The 25,371-nt window shown below is 69.9% G+C and carries 26 protein-coding genes; 12 read left to right on the top strand and 14 right to left on the bottom strand.

Annotated elements, in window-relative coordinates; genetic code table 11:
- Positions 1 to 50: 50 nt before the first annotated feature.
- The 4 genes from ACFXI3_RS07255 (at position 51) to ACFXI3_RS07240 (ending at position 3,941) form a co-directional block, all read left to right on the top strand.
- Positions 51 to 599: a PadR family transcriptional regulator gene (locus ACFXI3_RS07255; RefSeq protein ID WP_378398603.1), complete on the top strand. Its 549-nt coding sequence runs from the start codon at positions 51 to 53 to the stop codon at positions 597 to 599.
- Positions 599 to 2,605: an FAD-dependent oxidoreductase gene (locus tag ACFXI3_RS07250; protein WP_378398602.1), complete on the top strand. Its 2,007-nt coding sequence runs from the start codon at positions 599 to 601 to the stop codon at positions 2,603 to 2,605. Before ACFXI3_RS07255 ends, ACFXI3_RS07250 begins: the two co-directional genes overlap by 1 nt.
- Before the next feature lie 29 nt (positions 2,606 to 2,634).
- Positions 2,635 to 3,603, top strand: coding sequence for a prephenate dehydrogenase (locus tag ACFXI3_RS07245; protein WP_344287797.1), 969 nt, complete (start codon positions 2,635 to 2,637; stop codon positions 3,601 to 3,603).
- A 65-nt stretch (positions 3,604 to 3,668) separates the two neighbouring features.
- Positions 3,669 to 3,941 (top strand): antitoxin, encoded by a 273-nt coding sequence (locus ACFXI3_RS07240; RefSeq protein WP_378398600.1) that lies wholly within the window; start codon positions 3,669 to 3,671, stop codon positions 3,939 to 3,941.
- A 37-nt stretch (positions 3,942 to 3,978) separates the two neighbouring features.
- Here ACFXI3_RS07240 and ACFXI3_RS07235 read toward each other — a convergent pair whose 3' ends face one another.
- A complete protein-coding gene (locus ACFXI3_RS07235) occupies positions 3,979 to 5,937 on the bottom strand; it encodes an FUSC family protein (protein ID WP_378398598.1) in 1,959 nt (652 codons plus the stop codon).
- 74 nt (positions 5,938 to 6,011) lie between these two features.
- Between ACFXI3_RS07235 and ACFXI3_RS07230 the strand changes: the two genes are divergently transcribed.
- A complete protein-coding gene (locus ACFXI3_RS07230) occupies positions 6,012 to 6,458 on the top strand; it encodes an SRPBCC family protein (RefSeq protein ID WP_378398596.1) in 447 nt (148 codons plus the stop codon).
- An 85-nt stretch (positions 6,459 to 6,543) separates the two neighbouring features.
- Positions 6,544 to 7,302, top strand: a complete 759-nt coding sequence (locus ACFXI3_RS07225) for a polysaccharide deacetylase family protein (protein ID WP_344287790.1) — start codon at positions 6,544 to 6,546, stop codon at positions 7,300 to 7,302.
- Between the two features lie 163 nt (positions 7,303 to 7,465).
- Here ACFXI3_RS07225 and ACFXI3_RS07220 read toward each other — a convergent pair whose 3' ends face one another.
- The 6 genes from ACFXI3_RS07220 to ACFXI3_RS07195 all read right to left on the bottom strand — a co-directional run bounded on the left by ACFXI3_RS07220 (position 7,466) and on the right by ACFXI3_RS07195 (position 14,669).
- Complete coding sequence (locus ACFXI3_RS07220; RefSeq protein ID WP_378398594.1) at positions 7,466 to 10,054, bottom strand: CHAT domain-containing protein; 2,589 nt, start codon at positions 10,052 to 10,054, stop codon at positions 7,466 to 7,468.
- A 53-nt stretch (positions 10,055 to 10,107) separates the two neighbouring features.
- Positions 10,108 to 10,593, bottom strand: coding sequence for a carboxypeptidase regulatory-like domain-containing protein (locus ACFXI3_RS07215; protein ID WP_344287786.1), 486 nt, complete (start codon positions 10,591 to 10,593; stop codon positions 10,108 to 10,110).
- Positions 10,590 to 11,195, bottom strand: coding sequence for a sigma-70 family RNA polymerase sigma factor (locus ACFXI3_RS07210; RefSeq protein WP_344287784.1), 606 nt, complete (start codon positions 11,193 to 11,195; stop codon positions 10,590 to 10,592). The genes ACFXI3_RS07215 and ACFXI3_RS07210 overlap by 4 nt, the downstream gene beginning before the upstream one ends.
- 1,646 nt (positions 11,196 to 12,841) lie before the next feature.
- The gene (locus ACFXI3_RS07205) at positions 12,842 to 12,982 is read right to left on the bottom strand and encodes a hypothetical protein (protein WP_158242475.1); all 141 of its coding nucleotides are present in this window, start codon (positions 12,980 to 12,982) and stop codon (positions 12,842 to 12,844) included.
- 99 nt (positions 12,983 to 13,081) lie between these two features.
- Positions 13,082 to 13,831: an SGNH/GDSL hydrolase family protein gene (locus ACFXI3_RS07200; RefSeq protein ID WP_378398591.1), complete on the bottom strand. Its 750-nt coding sequence runs from the start codon at positions 13,829 to 13,831 to the stop codon at positions 13,082 to 13,084.
- Positions 13,832 to 14,039: 208 nt separating this feature from the next.
- Positions 14,040 to 14,669, bottom strand: a complete 630-nt coding sequence (locus tag ACFXI3_RS07195) for an NAD(P)-dependent oxidoreductase (RefSeq protein ID WP_378398589.1) — start codon at positions 14,667 to 14,669, stop codon at positions 14,040 to 14,042.
- Between the two features lie 87 nt (positions 14,670 to 14,756).
- On the opposite strand from ACFXI3_RS07195, the gene ACFXI3_RS07190 reads away from it, so the two are divergent.
- On the top strand, positions 14,757 to 15,320 hold the full coding sequence (locus tag ACFXI3_RS07190) for a TetR/AcrR family transcriptional regulator (protein ID WP_378398588.1): 564 nt from the start codon (positions 14,757 to 14,759) through the stop codon (positions 15,318 to 15,320).
- Here ACFXI3_RS07190 and ACFXI3_RS07185 read toward each other — a convergent pair.
- Positions 15,317 to 15,802 carry a MarR family transcriptional regulator gene (locus tag ACFXI3_RS07185; protein ID WP_344287776.1) on the bottom strand — a complete coding sequence of 162 codons (486 nt, stop codon included), beginning with the start codon at positions 15,800 to 15,802 and terminating at the stop codon, positions 15,317 to 15,319. The genes ACFXI3_RS07190 and ACFXI3_RS07185 overlap by 4 nt on opposite strands.
- A 94-nt stretch (positions 15,803 to 15,896) precedes the next feature.
- Here ACFXI3_RS07185 and ACFXI3_RS07180 point away from each other — a divergent pair, with 94 nt between their 5' ends.
- Positions 15,897 to 16,796 (top strand): ATP-binding cassette domain-containing protein, encoded by a 900-nt coding sequence (locus ACFXI3_RS07180; protein WP_370932484.1) that lies wholly within the window; start codon positions 15,897 to 15,899, stop codon positions 16,794 to 16,796.
- The gene (locus tag ACFXI3_RS07175; RefSeq protein WP_378398585.1) at positions 16,793 to 18,388 is read left to right on the top strand and encodes an ABC transporter permease; all 1,596 of its coding nucleotides are present in this window, start codon (positions 16,793 to 16,795) and stop codon (positions 18,386 to 18,388) included. Before ACFXI3_RS07180 ends, ACFXI3_RS07175 begins: the two co-directional genes overlap by 4 nt.
- Positions 18,389 to 18,390: 2 nt before the next feature.
- Here the strand turns inward: ACFXI3_RS07175 and ACFXI3_RS07170 are convergent, their stop codons facing one another.
- Positions 18,391 to 18,732, bottom strand: coding sequence for a hypothetical protein (locus tag ACFXI3_RS07170; protein WP_378398583.1), 342 nt, complete (start codon positions 18,730 to 18,732; stop codon positions 18,391 to 18,393).
- 119 nt (positions 18,733 to 18,851) lie between these two features.
- On the opposite strand from ACFXI3_RS07170, the gene ACFXI3_RS07165 reads away from it, so the two are divergent.
- Positions 18,852 to 20,069 carry an MFS transporter gene (locus tag ACFXI3_RS07165; protein ID WP_378398582.1) on the top strand — a complete coding sequence of 406 codons (1,218 nt, stop codon included), beginning with the start codon at positions 18,852 to 18,854 and terminating at the stop codon, positions 20,067 to 20,069.
- Here the strand turns inward: ACFXI3_RS07165 and ACFXI3_RS07160 are convergent.
- Both ACFXI3_RS07160 and ACFXI3_RS07155 read right to left on the bottom strand, forming a co-directional pair.
- Positions 20,066 to 20,860: an MFS transporter gene (locus tag ACFXI3_RS07160; RefSeq protein WP_378398581.1), complete on the bottom strand. Its 795-nt coding sequence runs from the start codon at positions 20,858 to 20,860 to the stop codon at positions 20,066 to 20,068. The two genes, ACFXI3_RS07165 and ACFXI3_RS07160, sit on opposite strands and share 4 nt — an antisense overlap.
- The gene (locus tag ACFXI3_RS07155) at positions 20,857 to 21,237 is read right to left on the bottom strand and encodes an MFS transporter (protein ID WP_378398580.1); all 381 of its coding nucleotides are present in this window, start codon (positions 21,235 to 21,237) and stop codon (positions 20,857 to 20,859) included. The genes ACFXI3_RS07160 and ACFXI3_RS07155 overlap by 4 nt, the downstream gene beginning before the upstream one ends.
- Positions 21,238 to 21,350: 113 nt before the next feature.
- Here ACFXI3_RS07155 and ACFXI3_RS07150 point away from each other — a divergent pair, with 113 nt between their 5' ends.
- Positions 21,351 to 21,932 (top strand): XRE family transcriptional regulator, encoded by a 582-nt coding sequence (locus tag ACFXI3_RS07150; RefSeq protein WP_344287764.1) that lies wholly within the window; start codon positions 21,351 to 21,353, stop codon positions 21,930 to 21,932.
- Here the strand turns inward: ACFXI3_RS07150 and ACFXI3_RS07145 are convergent.
- Entirely contained in the window at positions 21,929 to 22,474 is a 546-nt protein-coding gene (locus ACFXI3_RS07145) for a TetR/AcrR family transcriptional regulator (RefSeq protein WP_370932490.1), read from the bottom strand. The two genes, ACFXI3_RS07150 and ACFXI3_RS07145, sit on opposite strands and share 4 nt — an antisense overlap.
- Before the next feature lie 183 nt (positions 22,475 to 22,657).
- On the opposite strand from ACFXI3_RS07145, the gene ACFXI3_RS07140 reads away from it, so the two are divergent.
- Complete coding sequence (locus ACFXI3_RS07140) at positions 22,658 to 23,416, top strand: nuclear transport factor 2 family protein (protein ID WP_378398579.1); 759 nt, start codon at positions 22,658 to 22,660, stop codon at positions 23,414 to 23,416.
- Here ACFXI3_RS07140 and ACFXI3_RS07135 read toward each other — a convergent pair.
- Both ACFXI3_RS07135 and ACFXI3_RS07130 read right to left on the bottom strand, forming a co-directional pair.
- Complete coding sequence (locus ACFXI3_RS07135) at positions 23,400 to 24,494, bottom strand: winged helix DNA-binding domain-containing protein (protein WP_378398578.1); 1,095 nt, start codon at positions 24,492 to 24,494, stop codon at positions 23,400 to 23,402. The genes ACFXI3_RS07140 and ACFXI3_RS07135 overlap by 17 nt on opposite strands.
- A 16-nt stretch (positions 24,495 to 24,510) precedes the next feature.
- The gene (locus ACFXI3_RS07130; protein WP_378398576.1) at positions 24,511 to 25,353 is read right to left on the bottom strand and encodes an NAD(P)H-binding protein; all 843 of its coding nucleotides are present in this window, start codon (positions 25,351 to 25,353) and stop codon (positions 24,511 to 24,513) included.
- Positions 25,354 to 25,371: the final 18 nt, after the last annotated feature.

The raw sequence follows: 25,371 nt of genomic DNA, 5'->3' as shown, positions 1-25,371 counted from the left end.
TGGCTTGCACTCAGTTGCACTGCACCTAGTTGCATATGACACTGTCCGGCATGGCACTGGAGCACGCGATCCTCGTCTCGCTGTCGGAGCGCTCCGGCTCGGGCTACGAGCTGGCGCGCCGGTTCGAGAAGTCCATCGGGCTGTTCTGGAGCGCCTCCCACCAGCAGATCTACCGCGTGCTGAAGCGGATGGAGGAGGCCGGCCAGGTCGCGGTCGACGTGGTGGCGCAAGACGGTCGGCCGGACAAGAAGGTCTACACCGTCAGCGAGCCGGGCCGCGTCGAACTGCGCCGCTGGCTCGCCGAACCGGCGCCGTCAGCCGGGCCTCAGGAGCTGGCGGTGAAGCTGCGCGGGGCGTCGTTCGGCGACGCCGAAGCGGTCGCCGCCGAGATCACCCGGCACCGCGACGCGCACGCCGAGCGGCTCGAGCTGTACCGGCAGATCGAGAAGCGCGACTTTCCCGCCCCCGACCGGCTCCGCGGCCGTCCGCTGCACCAATACCTCGTGCTGCGCGGCGGAATCCGCGTCGAAGAAGGCCAGGTCGAGTGGCTGGAAGAAATCCTGACCGCGTTGCAGGCCGACGAAAAGGAATCTCACTGATGACCGAGTACCCGAACCTGCTGTCCCCGCTCGATCTCGGCTTCACGACGCTGCGCAACCGCGTCCTGATGGGGTCGATGCACACCGGTCTGGAAGACCGCGCGTCACGCTTTCCGCAGCTCGCCGAGTACTACGCCGAACGCGCGCGCGGCGGCGTCGGCCTGATCGTCACCGGCGGGTTCGCGCCGAACCGCACCGGCTGGCTGTTGCCGTTGGCCTCGAAGCTGTCCACGCCCGCCGAGGCGAAGAATCACCAGCTGCTCACCGGCGCGGTGCACGCCGAGGGCGGCAAGATCGCCCTGCAGATCCTGCACGCCGGCCGCTACGCCTATCACCCGCTGAGCGTTTCCGCGTCGAGCCGCAAAGCGCCGATCAACCCATTCCGCCCGCGCGCGCTCACGGCGTACGGCGTGCATCGCACCATCCGCGCGTTCGCCGATTGCGCCGCGCTGGCCCGCGACGCCGGATACGACGGCGTCGAGATCATGGGTTCCGAGGGCTATCTGATCAACCAGTTCCTCGCCGAACGCACCAACCGGCGCACCGACGCGTGGGGCGGCACCGCGGAGAAGCGTCGCCGGTTCGCGGTCGAGATCGTCCGCCGCACCAGGGAAAAAGTGGGGCCGGACTTCATCATCATCTACCGGCTGTCCATGCTCGACCTCGTCGAAGGCGGGCAGAGCTGGGACGACGTCGTCGCGCTCGCCCGCGACGTCGAGGCGGCCGGGGCCACGATCATCAACACCGGCATCGGCTGGCACGAAGCCCGCGTGCCGACGATCGTCACGTCGGTGCCGCGCGGCGCGTTCACCTGGGTCACCGGCAAGCTGAAGCCGCACGTCTCGGTGCCGGTGGTGACCTCCAACCGGATCAACCTGCCGCACGTCGCGGAACAGGCGCTCGCCGACGGCGACGCGGACCTGGTCTCGATGGCTCGGCCGCTGCTCGCCGACCCGGACTGGATCCGCAAGGCCGAAACCGGCCGCGCGGACGAGATCAACACCTGCATCGCCTGCAACCAGGCCTGCCTCGACCACGCGTTCAGCCGGAAACCGGTGTCCTGCATGGTGAATCCGCGAGCCGGGCACGAAACGACCCTGAACCTGCTGCCGACCCGGAAGGTCAAACGCGTCGCCGTCGTCGGGGCCGGACCGGCCGGGCTCGCCACCGCGACCGCGCTCGGCGAACGCGGCCACGACGTCGAGCTGTTCGAGGCCGACGACGAAATCGGCGGCCAGTTCGGGATCGCGCGGCGGATTCCGGGCAAGGAGGAATTCGCCGAGACCATCCGGTACTACACGCGCCGGCTGGAGGTCACCGGAGTGAAGGTGCACCTCGGCACCCGGGTGACCGCCGCGGAGCTGACCGGCTTCGACGAGGTCGTGCTGGCCACCGGCGTCACGCCGCGGGTCCCTTCGCTGCCCGGGATCGACCATCCGAAGGTGCTGTCGTACGTGGACGTCGTGCGGCACGGCAAACCGGTCGGCGAGCGGGTCGCGGTGATCGGCGCGGGCGGCATCGGCGTGGACGTCAGCGAATTCCTCACGCACAGCTCGTCGCCCGCGTTGGATCGCGACGCCTGGATGGCCGAATGGGGCGTCACCGACCCCGCGCTCGCGCCCGGCGGACTCGCGAAGCCGAAGCCGGAACCGTCGCCGCGGCAGGTCTACCTGCTGCAGCGCAAGAAGTCGCCGATCGGGGCCGGGCTCGGCAAGACGTCCGGCTGGGTGCACCGCGCGGCGTTGCGCGCCAAGGGGGTGGAAAAGATCAGCGGCGTTTCCTACGACCGGATCGACGACGCCGGTCTGCACGTCACCGTCGACGGGAAACCGCGGCTGCTGGAAGTCGACACCGTGGTGGTCTGCGCAGGCCAGGAATCCGTGCGGGAGCTCGCGGGCGCGCTCGGCGAGGTGCCGGTGCATCTCGTCGGCGGGGCGGACGAAGCACGGGAACTCGACGCCAAACGGGCCATCGACCAGGGCACCCGGCTGGCCGCCGTCCTGTAGCCGCTTGCGCGCACTGGCAGGATGGCCCCGTGCGAGACGTATGCGTAATCGGGCTCGGGCTCATCGGCGGTTCCCTGCTGCGAGCCGCCGCGGCGAGCGGCAGGACCGTCTGGGGAACCACAGTGTCCGAAGTGGACGCTGACGCGGCGAGCCGCGGCGGCTACGACGTCACCACCGACGCCGAAGCCGCCTTGCAGCGAGCCGCGGCCGCGGACGCGATCGTGGTCATCGCGGTGCCGCTGCCCGCGGTGGAGAACCTGCTGCGGCAGGTCGCGCAACACGCGTCGCACTGCATCCTCACCGACGTGGTCAGCGTGAAGGGCCCGATGCTCGACGCAGTCCGCCGCCGCGCGCCGTACACGCGCTACGTCGGTGGACACCCGATGGCGGGCACGTCGCACTCCGGCTGGCTGGCCGGCAACACGATGCTCTTCCGCGACGCGGCCTGGGTCGTCGGCGTCGAGGAGGAAACAGACCTCACGGCCTGGTCCGAGGTCACCCGGCTCGTGCTGGACGTCGGCGCGCACGCCATTCCGCTGCCCGCCGATTCGCACGACGAGACTGTCGCCCGGATCTCGCACCTGCCGCACCTGTTCGCCGCGATCCTCGCCTCGGTCGGCGCACAGGGCGGCCCGCTCGCGATGACGCTGGCCGCCGGCTCGTTCCGCGACGGCACCCGCGTGGCCGGCTCGTCGCCGGACCTGGTGCGCGCCATGACCGAAGGCAACCGCGACGCCCTGCTCCCGATCGTCGACGACGCACTCGGCCGATTGGGAGCCGCCCGCGGTTCGCTCGCGTCCACCGGCGGCCTCGCCGCGACCATCAACGCAGGTCACGAGGGCGCTCTGGCGTTGGAAGCGGCCCGCGACGCGGCACTGTCCGGCGTCCGCATCGACCTCACCGCCGCCGACGCCCGCGAAGGACTCGTGGCACTCGGCGAACGCGGCGGCCGCATCACCGGACTGGACGGAGCCGTCGCACTCGGCGAAGTCTCTTGACTTGCCTGGAACGCCTGTTGTGTAACGATTGAAGCCTCTCAATCCCAACCCCGGGGAGGCATTCGATGGGCATCAACTTCGACGAGCTCAAGAACAAGGCGACCGAGGCGCTTCGCGAGAACAGCGGCAAGCTCGAGCAGGGTCTCGAGAAGGCGGCAGAATTCGCGAAGTCCAAGGTCAGCGGCCACGATTCGCAGATCGACGGCGGCGTGGACAAGGCCAAGGACCTGCTCGGCAAGGTCACCGGCAAGCACGAAGAGGGCGGCGAGAAGCCCGAAGACGGCCCGAAGCCCGAAGGCGGCCAGGCCGAGGGCGGCCAGCCCGGCGGACAGCAGTAACCCTCCGCCTCCGGGTTGGGCCCGGCTGCGGCCAGGCTCAGGTGCGCCGGTGGTACGGCAGGAACCGGCGCACCAGCCGCAGCGGCGACCGTTCCACGAGGTCCGGCCCGCGCACCGCGTCGAAGGTCGAGCCGAGCTGGTCCACCACCCCGGCGAGCCGCGGGTTGTCCGGCATCGGCACCGAATCCGGGTCCCGCTGCTCCCGGACCGCGGACGCCAGCTCCGCCAGCGCGTCCGTGAGCAGCTCGATGTCCGCGGGCGACGGAGCGGGCGCGCCCTCCCCGATCGTCACGCCGACCTCGGTCACCGCGTCGGTCACGCGCTCCAGGCCAGCGATCACCGGCCACCACGCCACCGCCTGCCGTCCCGCCGGCGACGGCTCCACGATCACCTGCTGAAACGCCGTCCGCAGGTCCGCGAGCGCGCGGTACGCCCCGCGCCGGGCCCGCGAACGGGCGAGCCGCGATTCGCTGGTCGAGTTCAGCACCATCGCGGTGCGGACGTATTTGGCGACCGTGTCGAAACTGTCCGCCAGCCGCCCGCCGACGGTCGGCCGCCGCGAACCCGGCCACAGCAGATAGCCGACGACGAGCACGATCACACAGCCGATCACGGTGTCGACCAGCCGCGCCAGCACGACGGTCCAGCTGCCGGTGTTGGCGAGGTCCATCTGCAGGATGATCAGCGGCGTCACGAAGGTGCCGAGCATCCCGTAATTGCGCACCTTCCCGACCGCGGCCCCGCCGGCGAACACCGCGATCAGCGCCACCAACACCCAGCCGCGCGCGCCGAAGGCGAGCACCACCGCGCCGATTCCGACGCCCGCGACCGTGCCCATCCCGCGCAGCACCGCACGGCCGAACACCGAGCCGAAGTCCGGTTTCAGCACCACGCCGACGGTGAGCGTGATCCAGTAAGACCGCTCGAACGGCACCATCAGCGCCACCACTTCGGCCACCGCGACACACACCGTGAGCCGAAGTGTCGCCAACCAGGTCAGCGGCCCGGAAAGCCCGCTCGCCCACTCGCGCACGCGACGCAGCAGCGAAACCTTCTTACGGCGTTTGCGGTCGTCGAGCTTTCCGATCCGCGCCAGCCCGGCGTACAGCGCACTGACCACCGCGTCGGCGTTCTCGTCCGCCAGTTCAGGCGCGGGCGGCAGCGGCTGGCTCGCCAGCACGGACGCGGCGACGCGCGTCAGGTAGTCGATGACCTCGTCCGGCGCGCGCTGTCCGGCGTTGACCATCGCGACCGATGCCTCGACCGCGGGCGTCGTCGCGGACAGCCGGTTCAACAGCCGGCGATACGCAGCGTCTCGGCCGGACAGCCAGGAACGCGCGACCAGCAACCGGTCGTACGCCGTGCTCATCGCGGTGGTCAGCTGATGGCGCGCGACCCGCGAAGTCGGTTCGTCTTCAGCCGACAACATCGCCGCGAGTTCGATGTAGACCTGCGCGACAGCCGTGCGTTCGGGGCTCGTCGCGCGAAGCGTCCAGGTGCCGAGCGCGACCAGCAGGCCCCAGCCCGCGCCCGCGCAGAAGAGACCGAAGAGCACTTCGGTGCGTACGCCGGTCGAGTGCTGCGCGGTGCCGAGCACGCAGAAGACGAACATCTGCAGCCCAGCCACCGACGCGTTGCTGCCCGCCGCGCTGATCAGCGCGGAAACCGCCGCCACCACCACGATCGCCGGGATCGACCAGGCGGGCATGCCGCCGGTGAGCAGCCCAAGGAGGTATCCGATCGCTGCGGCGAACGTCGCCCCGCCGAGCCGGCGCGCGCGGTAGCGGTAGGCCCCGGCCGCCTCGGACAGCACCGTCGGCAGCGCTCCGGTGGAGATCAGCGCGCCCACCGCGATGTCGCCCGCCGCGTACGCGACCGCCAGCGGAGTAGCCAGCGCGACCACCGCGCGAGCGACCATGTTCCACGGAATGGGAACAGGTTTGGAACGCAGAAGCTGCGTCAGCCAGTGCGGCGCGGCGAAGTCGGGGCGGCTCACCGCACCATCTTGACCTACCGGGGCTGTCCGGGATTGATTTGTCGCTCGGCCAACAACGTGTTCGAGGAGCTCTCATGGCGGGTCGCAGGTATTCGTTCGAGGTGAACAAGGTGAGCAGCGCGCCGCCACCAGTGCTGTTCCGGCTGGAAAGCGACGGGACGCTGTGGTCGACGTGGGCGCGGCCGCTCGTCCTGCAGTCCCGGTGGTCGGCGCTCGGCGACGACGGCAAGGTCGACGCCGTCCGGGAAGTCGGATTGTGGCCGGTTCTGCTGCGCGAGCGGACTCTCGAATACGTACCGGATCGACGGCACGTCTACACAATCGACGGTTCCAGCCCGGTCCACGACTATCGTGCGGAAGTGATGTTCACGCCGAACGCCGACGGCGGCACGGACCTCAGGTGGTCGGGGTCGTTCGCCGAACGGATCCCCGGAACGGGGCCCGTCGCCCTCGCAACGTTGCGCGGAGTGATCGGATTTTTGGCCACGCAGTTGGCCAAAGCGGGCAATCGTGCTGTCTGACGGGGGTGCGTTGCACCACAACGATCAACTCAGACTGGAGTACAGACGTCATCCCCTCGGGTGACCCCGAGGGAAAGGAAGCAGCATGGCGAAGCGATGGCTGGCGGCGGCATTGGCCGGTTTGCTCGCATTGTCGGCGTGCTCCAGCCCCGATTCGAGTCAAGCCCCGGAACAGGCGAACCCCGCCCCGGGGGCGGCGAAGCCGGGTCCGCCGCCCGGGCCGTACCCGTTCGGCACCGTGCAGCAGAAGGCCCCGGCGATCCAGGACGGCAAGGTCGGCGTGGTCCGCCGCATCCAGACCGACAAGCCGTACGTCTTCATCACCATGGACGACGGCGCGGTGAAGGACCCGTCCGCGCAGGGCCTGATCCAGCAGTCCGGCGGGCATCCGGTGCTGTTCCTGAACAACCGGTACGTGAAGGGCCACGAGGCGTACTTCAAGGCGATCCTGGACTCGACCGGCGCGGTGCTCGGCGACCACACGGTCAACCACCCGAACCTCAAGGGCAAACCGCTGGACTTCCAGAAGAAGGAAATCTGCGACGACGCGGACGACTTCCAGAAGTCTCTCGGCGTGCGCCCGAGCCTCTTCCGCCCGCCGTTCGGCAACTACGACCAGAACACGCTGAAGGCCGCCGCGGAGTGCGGGATGCGCGCGTCGGTGCTGTGGACCGCCTCGGTCAACGACGGCGTCGTCCAGTTCCAATCCGGCGACAAGCTCCGTCCGGGCGACATCGTGCTGATGCACTTCCGCAAGACGTTCAAGGAAGACTACGAAGCGTTCATCGCCCAGGCCAAGAAGGACGGCCTGACCCCGGTCCCGCTGGCCGACTTCCTGGGCTGAGCACCGCCACGCCGCGCTAGCTCGTGAGTGGCTATGCCGGTTCTAACCGGCGCCAACACTCACGAGCCCCCGCCGCCCACGCAAAGGCGCTGCGGTAGTCCCTCGCTCGCAGTGCACGCGAGCCCGCCATCCACGCGCCGCGCAGCACGTCGCCTCCGAGAGCTCAGCCAGCCCCGAGGCACACGAACGGCCGTCGCATCGGGTCCACCGCCACCGCTTCCGCCAGGGCCAGCGCGGGTGACGTCCCCTCCGCCAGCCGCCGGTGCAGGTCCGCCATCGTGTCGGCCGCCGCGCGGTCGCCGACTCGGGCCACCGCGCCGATGACCGTCCGCGAACCGCTCGCCAGCAGCGTTCCGGCGAAGCCCAGCGCTTCCTCGCCCGGCCGGATGTGGCTCATCGCCAGCTCGCACGCGGCCAGCACCACCCGCTCCGGCGGGTTCGCGAGCCGGGTCGTCTCGTGCGCGAACAGCGGGCCGTCGACCAGCTCCACGCGGGAGAACAGCGCGTTCGCCGGCTCGTGCGCGCCGTGCGCGACCAGGTGTGCCAAGCGGGTTCCGTCCAGCGCAGTCAGGACCGTGGCGCTCGTCGCCTCATCGCCCTCGACCAGCTGCGCGTCCGGGTAAACCGAGCGCAGCTTGCTCACCTCGCCGACCGCGCCCGGCACCCCGGGGCCGCCCGCGAGCAGCACTGGGCCGTCCTCGGCGGGGCGTTTCGCGGTGATCCACGCGGTCGCCGACGGCGCGATCGACACCGGATGCCCGCGCAGCGACGGCAACGCGCCCCACGGCATCGCATAGAGCTGCCCGATCGGGACGATCACCAGCTCGCGATCGTCGAGGGTTTTGACCAGCGACGCGGAAATCAGCGCGTCGAGCTTCTCCGCCCGGCGGCGCGCGGACGCGGACACCGTCTCCGCCATGATCGGCGACAGATGGTCCGGCGCGAGCGCGTCGAGGTCGGCGTGCAGCTGGGTCGCGGTCTCGACGATGTCGTCCAGCGGCCCCAGTTTGAGCAGCCGGAACGTCCCGCGGTCGACGACCAGCGAGTACAGCTGATTGTTGTACGGCACCAAACTCACCAGCACGCGATCGCCGAGCGCGGCGACGACCTCGTCCGGCGTCGCGACCGGACGCGGGCGGCCCCACTGGCTCGTGTACCAGCCGAGCCTGCTCGCCTCGCGCTGCAGCTGGGTGTAGCGCTGCTCGAGCGCCTTCACCGGCTCGCCCTCCAGCCGGGCGCGCTGGATGGTGCGCTGGACGTGCCGCATCTCGTTGATGTGCTTGGCCAGCACCGGATCCTCGATCACCGGCAGCGGTTCGTACCGGTAAACCTGCGCCCGGGTGCGTTCGAGCCACGCGAACATCCGCCGCGCGCCGGCCGCGTTCCGCCGCGCGCGCCGCAGCACGAGCCGCATCGCCAGCCTGCCGAGTTCCTCGCCGTGCACGGCCGTGCCGCACAACAGATCGAGCCCGCCCATCCGGTCGCGGATCGTGCCGAGTTCGCGCAGTCCGGCGCGGGCCTGCGCGAGCGCGGCGCGCGGCCGGTCCTCGGCGACAGCCAATTCCGCCCGGCACAGCCGAAACAGCATCCGGTGGTCGATCGGCGACGTCGCGCGCGGGGCGGGCACGTGGGTGAGCACGAGCGAGGCTTCGGCGATTTCCTTGCGGCGGATCAGCAATCGCACCGCGAAGAGCCGCGCGACCGCCGCCTCGTCACGCAGCCCGAGCGCGGCCAGCCGTTCCGCGATCGAGACAAGTTCGGCGGGCAACCGCGAGGTGGACCGGCCTTGCCGATCCGACAGCACCTGCTGGGCTTCGGCCCGAAACCGTGCCAGACCGGCGATCTCGGCCCACGTCCGGTTGCCGCGGCGGAGAAATCGGCGGCGCGCGTCCGACGCGGACTTTCGCGCCAACGCGAAATCGCCCTCCAGCAACGCGGCCGCGGCCCGCGCGACCTCGGCTTCCGCGATGTGCTGGCCGGATCCGTTGGCGCGCAACTCCGGAAGCGCCTCGTCGAGGTGCTTGCCCGCCTCATCGGCGAGGCCCGCGGTGAGCAGCGCGCGGGCCTGGTCGAGCCGGATCAGCGGGATCGAACCGGGCGATTCGGTGACGAGGATCCGCGCGGCTTGTTCGTAGCTGGACAGCGCCTGCGGAACGTCGCCGATCAGCTGCGCGTGGTCGCCGAGGTTCTGCCGGATCTTGCCTTCGAGCCGGGTGTGCCCGTTCTCGCGGGCGAAACCGAGCGCGCGCTCGAGGTCGGCTTGCGCGGCGTTCGGCTGGTTCAGCGCCATGTGCACGAGGGCCCGGTTCAGGAGCATGATCACCAGCGTCCGGCGGGAGTCGTCGAACTCCGCCTCGATCCCGGGCATGACGGCGTCGTACACCGCAAGCGATTCGCTGAACCGGCCGCCGCGCATCAGCACCACCGCGCGTTGGCCGGTGACCAATAACCCCAGTTCGCGGACGGCCTGGTTCTCCGGAAGCTGGTCGCGAAGCTGCCGCGCGGTCTCCAGGTGCGCGAGACCGGCGTCGGTGGAGGCGACCTCGGCCTCGGCCGCGCCAAGGCTCACCAGCACCCGCACCTGCAGTTCCCGGTGTTCAGGCAGCGGTTCGGCGACGCGCGCCAGCCGCGTGAGCGCGCTGCGGAACAACCGCACCGCGATGCCGGGCCGCTGGTCGGACGCGGCGGCCCGGCCGCGCGCGTACAGATCGGACGCCGCCGCGATCGTTCGATCATGGACGGGCGCGGACACGGACTCTATGGGAGCACACCTCCGCCACTCTCCATAACGCCCGTCCGGGTTTCTCAGAGCACGACGGTCGGCGTGACGACGGTGCGGCGGTGCGCGCCGGCGCCGAGGTGCACGAGGATCTGCGTGGTTCCGCAGGGGACGCGTTCGAGCACGAAGCGGCCGCCCTCGTCGGTGGCCGTCGCGAACGTGCCGTGATCGGCGACCCGCACCTCCACGTCGTACTCGCCCGCGGGCGCGAGCCAGCCGTCGATCCGGTGCACCTTCCCGATTTTGGTCAGGTTGATCATCACCGTCAGGTCGCTGACGGTGAAGGTGATCGTGCCGGTCGCCGTGCTGCGCACGCCAGCCAGTTCGTCGAGCCGCTCCCAGCGCGCGACCTCGACGTCGAGGTTCTCGAGCTCGAGCGCGAACTGGACCCGCTGCACCAGATCGTCCGGCGGCGGGTCCAGCTCGTCGAGAAACCGGCCGATGTCCGCCAGAATGGCCTCGTCGTCCGGAATCGCTTGGCCGTGTCCCGGCCTGCCGATGTTGTCGCTCACCGGGCACCCCCTTCTCCTGCGAGCAGATCGCGCATCGAGTCGAGGCAGCGGCCCCTGGTGGGCCCCACGCTGCCGCGCGGCATCTGCATAGCCTCGGCGACCGCGCGGTATTCGGCGCGGCCGGCGAGGACGGTCAGCCGCAGCAGCTCCTGGCAGCGTGCGGGCAGGCGGAGGAAGGCGCGCCAGACCCGGCGATCCCGGTCGGCGCGGACGGCTTCCTCCTCAGGCGCGGGATGATCGCTTTCGAGCGTCGCGGCGACCTCGTCGGACAGCGGCACGGGCTGGGTGCGCCTGCCGTAGGGACGGGTCGCCTCGCGGCGAGTCGTGGTGATCAGCCAGGCGGCGAGCGCGCGGGGGTCGCGCAGCTTCGCGAGCTGGCTGAACAGAGCGAGCCACACGGTCTGGACCACGTCCTCGGCCAGCTGCCGGTCGAGCCCGTTGGCGCGCGCGACGTGCCAGACGAGCGGCGTCAGCTCGTCGACGAGTTTCGCCATGGCGCGCCGATCGCCGCCCCGCGCCGCTTCCATGCAAGCGGCGTGCAGGTCGGCGCCGGTCAGGCCTTCCCAGGGCGGGTCTACCTCGGTGGTGTGCACGTCGGTCACCGTAGCTGCCTCACTCCGGAGGTGGGCCGACCTGGGCGAGCAAGCCACCGGTCGTGTCGGCACGGCCGGGCCAGTCGCGGGTCGCCTCTCCGGTCGGGTACCGGATCGATCGTGAATTGTGCGCGCTCTTTCAGTGGGTTCGGTGATGCGGATGGTGCACAGGGGCACGGTGTGTGCCCCGTGGGTGGGCTCTTGGTTGAGGAGCGAACAACTGGCTCTGGGATACATCAATCTCTGACTTTTTTTCAGGTGGGTTTTTCTCGGAGCCGGTTTGGGGCGGCTTTTGGTGCTTGCTGCTTGATCTTGCTTCGGTTCCGGTGCTGCTTTGCTGCGGTTTTCGTTGCCGTTCACCCGGCGGATGGCGATGTTCGCGCAGGTCCGGCGGGTTCTCCCGGACTTGGCAGCCCGGTTGGCTTCCGCCGGGACCGGCGGGGTGCCGGGACACGACCGGCCGGGCTCCCCCTCCAGCACGGTCGTGTCCCGACAGCTCCGTCGGACCCGATGGGTCCCCCAACGACCCATCGCGCCCCGCCGGCCCGGTTCGGCCGAACGAATTCCTCCCCTGAATCCGCCCTTCCGCACCGGACCGGAAGCCGATTCACCAGCCCCGTCCGTCGACCGGTCGATCCCTCCCCCGGATCCACCCGGCCGACACAGTTCAGGTCGCCTTGCGGCCCGGTTCTGGCTGGGCGGATTCCTCCCCGAACCCGCCTGACCACAACCGGACCGCAAGCCGACCTGCCAGCCGGACCGGCCCGCCAAACCCGCCGACCCCGCGAACCCCTCCCCGAGGTCCGCTCAGCCGGACAGGCCGCAAGCCGGCCCGCCAGTCCTGCCGAATTAGCCGCAAGGCCCGCCAGTTGGGCAGATCCCTCCCCGGACCTGTCCAACCACGCCAACCCCGCGAGCCAACCCACTCCAACCAACCCGCGAAACCCGCCAGCCGAACAGGCCCCTCCCAGAACCCGTCCAACCGCGCCAGCCCGCGAGCCAGCCCTGCCGAATTAGCCCGCAAAGCCCGCCAGCCGAACAGGCCCCTCCCAGAACCCGTCCAACCGCGCCAGCTCGCAAGCCAGTCCTGCCGAGTTAGCCCCAAGGCCCGCCAGCTGGGCAGATCCCTCCCCGGACCTGCCCAACCACACCAACCCGCAAGCCAACCCACTCCAACCAACCCGCGAAACCCGCCAGCCGAACCGATCCCTCCCCGGATCCGCCCAACCACGCCAGCCCGCGGGCCAGTCCGTGAGGCCTGGCCGTTCCCGCCGCTCCAGCCCGCTCAGCAGCCGGCCGGGTCCCCTCCGAAACCCGTCCGGCCGGGCCGGGTCCCCCAGACCCGGGCCGAGCGGAGACCGGACCGGCGGGTGGCCAGTCCTTGCGTCACGTCCATCTCGCTTCGCGCCGGCCGCCGGCCTGATCGCCCCCTTGTGCCGATCAGGTCGCCGGTTCAGCGCTGGTGCACGCGGAGCGTGCGGTCGTGCGGGTGCGCACCGGCCAGCGCGGGCTGCTCGCGCGCGCCGACCGGTACTCCCCGCCCCCATGAGGGCCCGCTCCCCTGTCGGGCCCCGCCGGAAGGGAATTCCTCCCCGAACTCCCTCCGGCTGACGACGTCCGGCAACCCCCTCGGCTCCCGGGCGCCGCCCGTCTCGCTATTTGGCAGTGCCGGTGTCGTCGAGCGGCTCGTGGTTGCCGTCCGGCTGCACTCCCCGGTTCGCCCCAGGCGCGGGGCTCGTCTTGACGGGCGGAACGGTGGTTCCCGGCTGCCGCTCGTCCTTCTGATCCGCAGGCATGTGGCCCTCCCTTTCCTTGGTTCGCCCCATAGGACGCATCCAGAGTGCGCCTAGATACACGGAGCGCCAAAGTTTTTGAGGATTTTGTGAGCCTGCCGGTCAGGACGGCCGTGTCACCTCCCCCGGATGCCAACCGTCAGTGACGATCGGTAATCCCTCCGAGAGCGCGGCGGCCCAAGCGCGGTAACCGTCCGGGCCGGGGTGGAAACGGTCAGCGGCGAACATTCCCGGACGGAGCAGTCCCGGAACCAATGGGATGTGCGTGACCCCGGGAAGCCGCGTCAGCTCGCGCGCCGCCCGGTCGAGTGCGACGGATCGCGCGCCCAGCACGTCCCGCAGCGGCCGGGGCAGCGACGGGAAACTCGCGAGCGGCGGCACACCCGCGAGGACGACCGGGACGTCGCCGGCCCTCCGCCGCACCTCGACGACGATCGACAGCAGATCCCGCCGGTATCGGGCAGCCGAGTGCAGTTCCAGGGTGTCGTTCACGCCGAGGACGACCACCACCACGTCCGCCGCCCGGACGCGCGGAACCAGCTCGTCGAGCACGACCCGCGCCGACGCGCCGGTGATGCCCAGCGCGTGCCACCGCACCTCGCGGTCTGGGTACGCGCGAGCCAGCCCCGCCGCGAGCTGCCCGGTGAGCGCCTCGGCGTGGGTGAGCGCACCGACGCCGTCCACCGTCGATTCGCCGATGACGGTGAGCCGCAGCGGTCGCCCGGAACCGAGAGCGCCTTCGATCGGCCCGTCGGCTCCGGGGAGCCGCGGAGTCTCCCGACGCACCCGCACAGCCTGTGCGACCAGCACGGGTGCCATCAGGAAGAGGAGAAACAGCCGTAGAACTGCCATGCCTCCGACAGTAACGAGGGCCTACGACAAATCCGGGCCCGCGGAGGGAGTTGTCCACAGGAGAGGTGAGTTGTGGACAACCCTGGGGATAGCTTGGGGAAAGCCGCCGGGAGCAGCATGTCTGCAACTGCCGACAGCACCACCAGCCACAGGCGGCTGCAACCTCGGACGCTCCAGCCGCAGGTGTCAGCAGCAGCAGACAGCCTCGTTACTGAGCGATCGACACTGTCTTCCCCGCCAAAGCGTCGTCTTCGGCCGCGTCCAGCAAGTACCGGGCCACGTTCGCCCGCGAAACCTGGTAGCTCCCCCGCACGTCCCGCCCCACCTCGCTGCGGACCCGCGCCCGCGCCGGTTTGTCCGTCAGCCTCGTCGGACGCACGATCGTCCACCGCACCTCCGGGGCCTCGCGCAGAATCGCCTCCATCCGCCGCAGGTCGGCATATCCGTTGCGCAGCACCGCTCCCAGCAACGGTTTCAGCAACAACCGCGAGAACAGGCTGTCGCCCTCCGCGGGCAGACCGGACGCGCTCACCACCACGAACCGCGTCCGAGACCCGCGCAGAGCGGTAACCACGGAGCGGGTGCCGTCGGAGTTGACCGTCGTCGGCTTGAGATCCGTGGGGCCAAGGGCCAGAACGACAGCGTCACGACCGGTCACGGCGTCGGCCAGGCGAGGGTCGGTCAGGGAGTGAACCGCGACGTCCAATCGGGGATGCGCGGGCACGGTCAACCGCGCGGGGTCACGGACTACGGCGGTTACGTGCCATCCGCGCGCCAGCGCTTCCCGCACCGCCAGGCCGCCGATCCGGCCGCTCGCGCCTAGGACGGTGATCTTCATGAGAGGCCTCCAACAGGGGTGAGCAAACACTTACCAGCTAGGGTGAGTGAACACTCACCACGCTGAGAAGACCCTCAGGGAGCAAGCATGGGAAGCCGCGAGGACCTCGTCGCCGCAGCAGCGACAGTCATGCGGGAGCGCGGGTACGCACATGCCACGACGAAGGCGATCGCGCAGGCCGCGGGCTACTCGGAAGCCTTGCTGTACAAGCATTTCCGCGACAAAACCGCGCTCTTCCTGGCAGTGCTGAAGGAGGAGCTGCCCGACCTCGTCGCCACAACGGCAAGGCTCGCCGAAAACCCCGGGAAGGCCGATCTCGCCGACAATCTCGCCGAGCTCACCACCACGGCGCTGGCCTTCTACTGCGCGAGCTTTCCGATCTCCGTCTCGATCTTCTCCTCGCGCGATCTGCTCCGCACCCACCGGGACAGTCTCGAAAACGGCCCCGACCTGCCGATCCAGCACGTCGCCGGCTACTTCGCCGCCGAGGTCAAGCTAGGCAGGCTGTGCCGCGATCTCGACCCCGAAGCGGCCGCCCGGCTCCTGCTCGGCGCGTGTTTCCAGGAAGCGTTCCTGGCGTCCTTCGAGGAACGAGAGCCGCGCCCGGACCTCGCACACCGGCTCGCCGCGACGCTGGGCAAGCTCGGCTAGTCGCGGTTTTTCCGCAGCTCGTGCCAGCGGTCGTACAGGTTGTTGACCTCGACCAGCATGAACGCCAGGAAGTCCCGCATCTCGGCCAGCCGTTTCCCGGCGGGGGTGTCCTCGCCGAGGGCGCCGATGCCCTCGGTGGCCGCGTCGCGCCACATGATCAGGAAGCGGTCGCGCTTGAGGAAGGTCGCGTACCAGAGGTCGTCGTAGAGCCGGTAGTGGTCGCGGCGCTCGCCGGGTTCGCGGACCTTCGTCACGAGACCGATCTGGTCCAGATACCGCACCGCGCCGGAGATCGCGGCCGGGCTCACCGACAGCTGCTCCGCGAGCTCAGCGGCCGTCAGCTGCCCCGAGTCGGTCGTCATCAACGCCGCGAACACTCGCGCCGACATGCGCTGCATGCCGATCTGAGACATCACCAGCCCCAGGCTCTCGACGTAGCGGCGGACGGCGTCCTCGTCACGTTCTGTCTCAGGCGTCGTCATCCGTCCATCCTCTCCCACGCCTCCCCGGAAGATCACTCGGTCCAGACGTTTTCTTAACTTCACAACTTCGTGAAAAGAGTGTAGCTTCCGAACCATGGGAAACGCCATTGCGATCTCCGGCTTGCACAAAGCATTCGGCCGGGTGAAGGCCCTCGACGGCCTTGATCTTCAGGTTCCCGCTGGGGAAGTGCACGGATTCCTCGGTCCGAACGGCGCCGGGAAGTCCACCACGATCCGGGTGCTGCTCGGACTGCTTCGCGCCGACGCCGGCGAGGTCCGACTGCTCGGCGGCGACCCGTGGCGCGACGCCGCGAGCCTGCACCACCGGCTCGCGTACGTGCCCGGCGACGTCAACCTCTGGCCCAACCTGTCCGGCGGCGAGGTCATCGACCTTCTCGGCAGGCTGCGCGGCGGCCTCGACCAGAAGCGCCGCGAGGAACTCGTCGAGCGCTTCGACCTCGACCCGCGCAAGAAGGGCCGCACGTACTCGAAGGGCAACCGGCAGAAGGTCGCCATCGTCGCCGCGCTCGCGTCCACTGTGGACCTTCTGCTGCTCGACGAGCCGACCTCGGGCCTCGACCCGTTGATGGAGGCCACCTTCCAGGAAGTCATCCAGGAGGAGCGCGCGCAGGGCCGCACTGTGCTGCTGTCCAGCCACATCCTCGCCGAGGTGGAAGCCTTGTGCGACAAGGTAAGCATCATCCGCAACGGCCGCACGGTCGAGTCCGGCACGCTCGCCGAACTGCGCCACCTCACCCGCACCTCGATCTCCGCGGAGCTGTGCGGACCGCCCAACGGCCTGGCCAAGCTCTCCGATGTGCACGACCTCAAGGTCGAGGGCAACCGCGTCCGCTTCGACGTGGAAACCCGCTCGCTCGAGGACGCGCTGCGACAGATGACCCAGATCGGCGTGCGCAGCCTGGAAAGCAGGCCGCCGACGCTCGAGGAACTCTTCCTGCGCCACTACGCGGACGAACTCGAGGCAGGGAAATGACCGGCACGCTCAACGGCACCGGGCCGCTGATCCGGCTGGCCCTGCGCCGCGACCGGATCATCCTGCCGATCTGGATCGTCCTGCTCAGCCTCATCCCGGTGGCCACGATCAGCAGCTACGACCAGTTCTATCCGACCGCCGCGAGCCGGGCCGGGCTCGTCGCGTCGGCCGCCGCGAACCCGTCGTTCGCGCTGCTCTACGGCCCGGCGTTCAACCTCGACACGGCAGGCGGGTTCATCGCCTGGCGGATGGGCGGGTTCCTGGCGCTGCTGACCGGCCTGATGGCGATCTTCACCCTCACCCGGCACACCCGCGCGGAGGAGGACACCGGCCGCGCCGAACTGCTTGCGTCCACTGTGGTCGGTCGATACGCGCCGCTCACCGCAGCGCTCGCAGTGACCGGCGGGGCGAGCGTGCTGATCGGTGCGCTGCAAGCGATCACGCTGGCGTCGAAGGTCCCCGTGGCGGGTTCCGTCGCGCTCGGCGCGAGCACTGCGCTCGCCGGCCTGGTCTTCACCGGCGTCGCCGCGGTGGCCGTACAGCTCGGCGAATACTCGCGCACTGCCAACGGCATCGGCACCGCGGTGCTCGGCGTCGCGTTTCTGTTGCGTGGCGCGGGAGATTCGACCACCGACGCGCATTGGCTGTCGTGGATTTCGCCGCTCGGCTGGGCGCAGCAGATCCGACCGTTCGCCGAAGAACGGTGGTGGGTACTGATTTTGCCCGTCGCGACCACGCTCGTGCTGTTCGTCGTGGCCTACGTGCTGCTGCCGCGCCGCGACGTCGGCGTCGGCCTGCTTCCGCCGCGGCTCGGACCCAGCGAAGCCGCGCCGTCGCTGCGGTCGCCGTTCTCGCTGGCCTGGCGGCTGCAGCGGGGTCCGTTGCTCGGCTGGCTGGTCGGGCTCGCGGTCGGCGGCGCGCTGTTCGGGACGATCGCGCAGGGCATTTCCGGCCTGGTCGGCGGCACCGAGCAGAGCAGGCAGATCTTCGAACGGCTCGGCGGATCGCACGGACTGGTCGACGCCTTCCTCGCGACGATGGTGAGCCTGTTCGCGATGCTCGCCTCGCTGTACGGCGTGCAGGCGACGCTGCGGATGCGCACCGAAGAAACCGCGATCCGGCTCGAACCGCTGCTGGCCACGCGGGTCGGACGGCTGCGCTGGGCCGCGAGCCACCTCGTGTTCGCGTTCCTCGGCAGCGCGTTGCTGGTGCTTGTCGGGGGCGTGCTGCTCGGGCTGTCGAACGGGCTGCGCAGCGGTGATGTCGGGGGTTCGGTCGGGAACATGGTCGCGGCCGTCGCGGTGCAGGTGCCCGCGGCGTGGGTGATCGTCGCGGTGGCCGCGCTGATCTTCGGGCTGCTGCCGAAGCTGGCGACCGCCGCCTGGGGCGTGGCGGCGCTGGCGCTGCTGATCAGCATGTTCGGGCCGGTCGTCAACGCGCCGCAGGTGCTGCTGGACGTCTCGCCGTTCCAGCATCCGCCGAAGGTGCCCGGCGAGGTGTTCACCGCGCTGCCGCTCGTGGTGCTGCTGGCGGTCTCGGCGGTCGTGCTGGCGGCGGGCCTGGCCGGCTGGCGGCGGCGCGACGTCGGCTGAGTTCAGCGTTCGTCGCGGAAGAACCCGGTGGTCGGGGCCAGCGTGGTCGGCGGGGGTGCCGACGGGCTGGACGGCGTCGGGGTGACCGACACGGTGGCCGTGGTCGTGCGCGGCGCCGGAGCCGGGGGCGCGGGCGGGCGATGGGTCACGGTGACCGGCGGCAGAGGGAGGCCGGTCACCGTGACCGTCACCTGCTGTACGGGCGGCGGGGTGGGCGGCGACGACTCTCCGGCCGGACGCGGAGTGCGACCGGCGACCAGCAGCGCGGCGACGAGCAGGCCGCCAGCGAGCCCGGCGAGGCCGGTCACGACGACATAACCCCAGGTGGGAGCGGTGTCCGACATCCGGCACCTCCTCGCCGCACGGTCACTCGGCTACGAGGGTTTCGTCGCGTTGATCATAGGCGTCGTTACGCACTGTGTAACTTGATATATACCGACTCAACTTATATAACACTAACCCTATGAGGGGGATTCTTCGCTCGCCGGACTTCCGGCGGCTCTGGCTCGCCGACGGCCTCAGCCAGGTCGGCAACCGCATCGACTTCCTAGTCATCCCGCTGCTGGCCACCACGACGCTCGCCGCGTCAGTGGCCGAGGTTTCGCTGCTGCGGACGCTGAGCACGCTTCCGTACCTGGTGCTCGGGCTGCAGGTGGGCGCGTGGTGCGACCGGATGCGCAACCGGCCGGTGCTGATCACCGCCGACCTCGGGCGCGCGGTGCTCATCGGCTCGGTTCCGGTCGCCGCGCTGTTCGGGTCGCTGACGCTGGGCCAGCTGTACGTCGTCGTGCTGCTGGCCGGCGTGTTCACCGTCTTCTTCAACGTCGCGCATCAGACCTACCTGCCGAACCTCGTCGAGCGCGGCGAACTGCCGGACGCGAACGCCCGGCTGCAGACGAACCTGTCCGTCGCCGCGATCGCCGGGCCCGGCCTCGGCGGGATGATCGTGCAGTTCGTCGGGGGCGCGGGCGCGATGGCGCTCGACGCGTTGACCTACCTGTGGTCCGCGGCGTGGCTGCGCCGCATTCGCACGCCTGATGTGCGGCCCGAGCCCGCTGAGCGGAACCTGCGCCGGGAAATCGGCGAAGGCTTGCGGACGGTGTTGCACAATCCGATCCTGCGCGCGATCACCATCCACAGCGCCGTTTCGAGCCTGTTCCAGTCGATGTTCATGGCGGTCTCGGTAGTGTTCTCGGTCCGCGACCTGCACCTCGAACCATTCATGATCGGACTGGTCAGCACCGTCTCGCTGACCGGAGCACTGCTGGCCAGCCTGGTCGCCCAACGTCTCGGCACCCGCTTCGGTGCGGCGAGGGCGCTGTACATCGGCGGTGCCGTGTACAGCGTTTCGTTCCTGCCCAACGCTTTCGCGACGCCGGGGTGGGGTGTCGCGTGGTACATCGCCGGCGGGATCGCGTCGAGCTTCGGCATCATCGTGCTCGGCGTGTTCGAGACGAGCTTCCGGCAGGCGATCACCCCGCACGAGCTGCTCGGCCGCGTCTCGTCGGTGTCGCAGACGGTCATTTTCGGCGTCGCCCCGCTCGGCAGCCTGCTCGGCGGCTTCATCGCCGAACTCACGACAACCCGCGTCACGCTGTACGTGTCCGGCATCGGAATCCTTGCGGCGTCGGCAATTCTGATCGCTTCGCCGCTTCGCAAGATGCGCGACTTACCGGACTAGCTGCGTGCGCGGTCGAGAAGAATGAGCGGGACGGCAAGCGCGGCGAGAACGGCTCCGATGAGGCTGACCCACGTGAGGGCTTGAGTGAGCACGGCTGCCGCCAAGACGGGCGTCGCGCTGATTCCCAGTTGAAAGGCCGACACCGTGGTTGCCCCGGCGAGCATGGGGGCGTCGGCCGCGATGGCGAAGACCCGGCCGTAGATCGCGGGGTTCACCACGAAAGCGGCGATCCCGAGCAGGAACACTGTGGGAATCACGGCCCACGAGCGGTGGATCGCGAAGACCAGGACGATCGAGAGGACCGCGATCGCGACGGCTCCGCTCAGCAGCGCGGCGTGCGGTCGATGGTCTGAGATTCGTCCGCCGATGGACAGACCGACGAAAGCTCCGACTCCGAAGAGCGCGAGGATCGCGGGAATCCAGACCGTGGGGACGCCGGTGATCTCGGCGAGCATGGCCGAGAGGTAGTTGAAGGTGATCATGTACGCCGCGGTGGTCAGGATCGTGATCCCGAAAATGCCCCAGAGCCGCGGTTTGCGAAGCGTAGCCAGCTCTCGCGCCACGCTTGGTCGCGCCGCCGGCCGGTTCACCGCGGGGATGCCGAGCGAGCAGGCGACGATTCCGGCGAGCGTCAATGCGACCACGGCCCAGAATCCGCCGCGCCATTGAGTGAAGTGGCTGAGCAAGGTGCCCGCTGGTCCGCCAGCGATCATCGCCACGCTCAAGCCGCTGACCACGACCCCAGAGGCGCGGGCGTTGCGGTCCGGGGTGACCAGGCCGATCGCGGTCACCGAAGCGACGGCGAAGAAACGGCGTAGGCGACGCCCGAGACCACCCTGCTCACCAGCAAGACCTGGTAGTCGCCCAGCAGTCCAGCGACGACACTGACCGCGAACACTCCTTGCGTGAGCAGCAGCGCGGTGCGCCGGGGCCAGCGCAAGCTGAGCACGGCGAACGGCGGGCCGCCGAGGACGACACCGAGCGCGAACGCGGTGATGAGAAACCCTGCTGAGGACAGCGAAACCTGGAGATCGTCGGCCACTGCGGGCAGTACGCCCGCCAGAAGAAACTCCGCGCTGCCCATCGCGAACAGGCTGAAAGCGAGCAGGTACACGCCGACGGGCAGTCGCGCGGAGTTCCGCGGCTTTTCGACAGTCTCGCTGGTCATGAACGGTTGAACCTCCGTGATCTGGGAGCACCTCTGCGTCCAGCTTCGGAAGGCTCGACCGGAAGCGGCAAGAAACGTTGCCGTTTCCGGGACGCATTGGTTGACTGCGCCGCATGAACGACCACCCCGCCGTCGACGCCGTGCTCGAACAGATCGCGCCCCGGCTGCGGCGCGCCCGGGACGATCGGGGCGTCAGCCTCGCCGAACTGTCGCGGTCCACCGGCATCTCGACCAGCACGCTGTCCCGGCTGGAATCCGGGCAGCGCAAGCCGAGCCTCGAACTGCTGTTGCCGATCACCGCGGCGCTGGGCATCCCGTTCGACGAGATCGTCGCCGCGCCCCGGATCGTCGACCCGCGCGTGCCTCAGCAGGCCGCCAAGCGGGACGGGCGAGTGCTGATCCCGCTGTCCCGGCATCAGGGAGAACTCCGTGCCTACAAACAGATCATCCCGGCGCGCGACGAAGAGCCTCAGCCGCGCAGCCACGACGGGCACGAGTGGCTCTACGTGCTTCGCGGACGCCTACGCGTACGCCTGAGCGACCACGACTTCATCATGGGGCACGGCGAAGCAGCCGAGTTCGACTGTCACATCCCGCACTGGTTCGGCGCCGCCGGCAAGGGCGACGTCGAAATCCTCAGCCTCTTCAGCAAATCCGGCGAACGCATCCACTTACGCGTCGGCCGTCGCGACTAGACCTTGCGCAGACCGTCGAGCAGTACGCGCACGAGATGCCGGCTGTCCGGCGTAAACCGCTCCACCGCGAGCGCGCCGACGATGAGCGCGCGCAGGTCTTCACCGTCGATGTCGGCGCGTACAGCGCCTACGGCCTGCGCGCGTTCCAGCAGCGCGGTGAGGTTCACGCGAAACCGCTCCGCTGCTTCAGCCTTGTACGCGGAACCGCTTGTCTCACCGAGCGCTTCGCAGATTGCGCGGTTACGCGACGCCTGCTCGATGACGCGCGTGAAGTAGTCGTAGAACGCTTCGCCCGGCGCGTCGGAGTCGATCAACTCCTGCGCCTCGACGCCGTACTGCTCCAGCCGCTCCACCACGACCGCCTGGAACAGCGCTTCCTTGCTGGGAAAGTGCCGATAGACGGTGCCCGCGCCGACACCCGCGAGCCGCGCGATGTCGTCGAGCGGCACCGAGAGCCCGTCGACGGCGAAGGCCGCTTCGGCGGCAGCCAGCACGCGGGCGCGGTTCCTCCGCGCGTCCGCGCGGAGCGCAGGCTTCTCCACCGGCCATCTCCTCTGCTCTCAAAGTGGTGCGGTCGTCCGATTCTTCCCCGGAACGATCGCCGCCGCTTCTGACCGTGTCCCAGATCTCCAGGCCGTCGTTGACAACCGGAGTTTGAACTCCGTATCTTCGTAAGCGGGTGCCCCGTTCCGATTATCCCCCTGTCTTCCCGAATGAGGTTTCTGATGCCCCGCACCGTGTCCGAAGTGGCCGAGATCGTCGCGAACGCGCTGAGCGCCTTCGACGCCGCGCCGTTCGCTGACGTCCTCGCCGAGGACGCCGTCTACGAAATCCCGTTCACCGGCCACCGCTCGGCCGGCCGCGACGCCGTGCTGGCCACGCTCGGCGCGGGCAGCGCCGTCGCGGCCCGGATCGGCCTGGAGAAAGTCGAGGTCACCACTACCGAAACCGCGGACGGGTTCGCCGTCGAACTCGTCGCCGAGGGCCGCAATCCGCACACCGGCCACAGCTATCGGATCCCGTCGTCGGCCGGACTGCTGACCGTGCGGGACGGCGAGATCACCCGGTACCGCGACTACCCGAACAACGGCGCGGCAACCACGTTGCACGGGACGAAGGAGGTCTTCCAACGCTTCCTCGACGCGGCCGTCGACAACCGCTGGGACGACCTCGCCGACCTGTACTCCGAGGACGTCGTGATCGAAATCCCGTTCGCGCCGGCGGGCGTGCCGAAGGTGACGCGCGACCGCGAGGAGTTGCGCAAACGCTTTCACGAGGCAGGACAGCGGCGGCGGATCACCAAGTCGGACCGGGTGGTCGTGCACGAGACCGGCGACCCGGAGGTGCTGGTGGCGGAGTACGACCTGCACGGGGAGTTCGAGGGCAAGCCGTACGTGTCGACGTACGCGATGGTGCTGACGGTGCGCGACGGGCGGATCGTGCACTCCCGGGACTACTCGGGCGCGCCTAGGTTCGAGGAGTAGTCCCGCGGAGGTCGTGGTCCGCGCCTGGAGCCGCGAACTCCAGCAGTAATGCACCTTCAGCCTCGATCTCCGTGCGTTCGGCGGCGGTCAGCTTCCGGAACGGCTCGATCTCCAGCGTCGCCGACGTCTTGTCCTGCCGGAGCTTCCAGGTGCCGGCGACCTGACCGTCGACCAGGAAAGTGGGGCGCATCCCGTTGCCGGTCATGACGCGTTTGCGGTCTTCGACGGAGATCACCCGGGTGCGGTCGGCGTGCGAGGCCAGCAGGTTGTCGTACTCGGGCAGGAAGCGGGCCGGTGCGTGAGTCTCGGCGGCGGGACGGGGCGCGTCCGGCAGATCGAACAGTTCTGCCCCGCCTTCGTCCCGGAAAACCGCCAGCCTCGGCCGCAGGCCTTCCAGGACCGGACGCAGCCGGGTCCGGCCGGCCCAGGCCTGTACGTCGGCGGCCGAGGCCGGGCCGAAGGCGGCGAGGTAGCGCAGCACGATCTGCTCGGCGTCCGCGGCGGAGGCCGGTTCGGTTCCGGTCCAGTCGGCCGCCGCCGCGTACCGAGTCGTGCCGCCGACGCCCCAGACCGCCCGCGGCGGCACCTGCACCAGCGGCACTCGGTTGCGCACGACGGTGGCGAGCGCGTGGGGGTCGCGGTCGGGCCACTGCTCGTGCAGCGCCGCCCGGAGTTCCTTGGGGGTAAGAGGCCGGGCGCGAAGCAGCGCCCGGCCCGACTCCGCCACGGCCGCGCGGTCCAGACCGGCCAGCGGCGCCTTGAACGCGGTGTCGAGTTCGCGGTCGAGCGCATCTTGCGACCACGGACGCAAGGCGCGGTAGTCCGCCACGGTGACCAGGTGCACGGTGCTGCGCATCAGGGCGACCCGCACCAGGCGGCGTTCGGTCAGCGCGTCCGCCAGGTCGGCAGTGCCGAACTCCCGAACCCGGCTCCAGAGCCCGAAGTAAGGCGCATACGGTGCCTGCGCTTGCAGGCCGACCAGCCGCGCGACCGACTCCTCGACGGTCGCGTCGGCTCGTTCCAGCAGCCACTGGCGGGCCAGCAGGGCTCGTCCTAAAGCTCGTCGCCCGAGTGTCACAGTGCGGTCCTTTCGATCAGCTGCTGAAGTCGGCTCGGTGATCCGCGGTCCACTGGGCATAGCTGCGGGCCGGGTGCCCGGTGATCTGCTCGACGAGGTCGTTGACCGGCGCGGGTTTGCCGACCGTCTGTGCCATGAGGTCGAACAGGGCCGCCAGGAATTCGGGGTCCATGAACTGGCTCATCTGTTCGCGGACGGGTTCCGGGTCGAGGTCTTCGATCGCGAGCGGGCGGCCCAATGTCTCGCCGAGAACCCGGACCTGGTCCCTCTGAGTCAGCGACTCCGGGCCGGTCAAGTCGTAGGCCTGCCCCGCGTGCCCGCCGCCGGTCAGGATCCGCGCGGCGACCTCCGCGACGTCTCGCTCGTGCACAGCGCTGAACGCCGCTTCCGCATACGGCGCACGGATGACGTCGCCGCCCTGGAGCTGCATCGCGAAGGTCAGCGAGTTGATGGCGGGGAACAGCAACCGCAAGAACGTCCACTCGATGCCGGTCTCCTCGACGGCCCGCTCCACGTCGCGGTGGTACTGGGCGATCACGTCGGGCTGTTGCTCGGCACCGGGAACGACCGCTCCCGAGGACAGCAGCACCAGCCGCCGCACCCCGGCCTGGACCGCGGCCGCGAGCAGCGGAGCGACGTCCATCCCGTACTGGAGCACCAAGAGAGCGGCCTCGACACCGGCCAGCGCCGGCGGCAGCGTCTCGGGCTTGGTCAGATCTCCGCGGACGACGTCGACGCCGTCCGGGAGCCCCGCCCGCTCCGGCGCACGGGTCAGCGCCCGCACCGGGGCACCCGCGGCGACCAGCTCTTCCACTGCCTGACGTCCGAAGTGGGCCGTGGCTCCGATGACGAGATACATGCGTCGTTCCTCCGTGCG

The sequence above is a fragment of the Amycolatopsis sp. NPDC059235 genome, assembly GCF_042754125.1.
Lineage (GTDB): Bacteria > Actinomycetota > Actinomycetes > Mycobacteriales > Pseudonocardiaceae > Amycolatopsis > Amycolatopsis albidoflava.
The sequence above is the reverse complement of the archived record's forward strand: the minus strand, read 5'-3'. Positions and strand labels throughout refer to the sequence as shown.